Annotated in this window: 1 protein-coding gene; it reads left to right on the plus strand. The window is 49.0% G+C overall.

What is annotated here, in order from left to right:
• A partial coding sequence (locus tag K5R89_RS27170; protein ID WP_219374368.1) for an alpha/beta fold hydrolase occupies positions 1 to 639 on the plus strand: 639 nt, incomplete at its 5' end.
• Between the last annotated feature and the right edge of the window lie 35 nt (positions 640 to 674).

Below are 674 nucleotides of genomic sequence, written 5' to 3' on the forward strand. Positions count from 1 at the left end.
GCTCCATATTCCGTTGAAGAATTAGCAGATGATGTGGTTCGCGTCATTGATGGTTATGGTCTGGAAGCTGCTCATTTAGTCGGCATGTCTTTGGGGGGATTTCTTTCCCAGCTTGTAGCTCTCAAGTATCCGAAACGTGTGAAGAGCTTGACGCTGATTGCTTCAGAACGGCTTGCAGATGCAGATCCTGATATGCCCGCTTTTGATCCTGCCATCATTGAGTATCACCAACGGGCGGAATCGCTGGATTGGTCTGATAGAGATGCTGTCGTCGCGTATCAGGTCGGAGCGTGGCGAATCATCTCAGGTACTGCGCATGCTTTTGACGCTGAGAAGATACAAAATATCGCTGAGTTAGATTTTGATCGCACTCCGAATATCCTGACAACATTCAACCACACTACTTCAGGTGGTGGCGAGAGATCGCTCGAGAGATGGCTCGGGAGATTAAATGAGATAGCTGTACCAACTTTGATCATTCACGGCACGGAGGATCCTGTACTTCCTTATGTGCATGGGTTGGCACTGAAAGATGCGATTCGTGGTTCAAAAATGCTGACACTCGAAGGCACGGGACATGAGTTGCATCATGAAGACTGGCCGAGGATTATCCAGGCGATTAAGGGGCAAACGTCATAGCTATCGGTTGCACCGTACAACAAGTTGCTGCACCG

Origin of the sequence: Klebsiella sp. TF21-TM (assembly GCF_019753495.1) — a bacterium.
Lineage (GTDB): Bacteria > Pseudomonadota > Gammaproteobacteria > Enterobacterales > Enterobacteriaceae > Klebsiella > Klebsiella quasipneumoniae.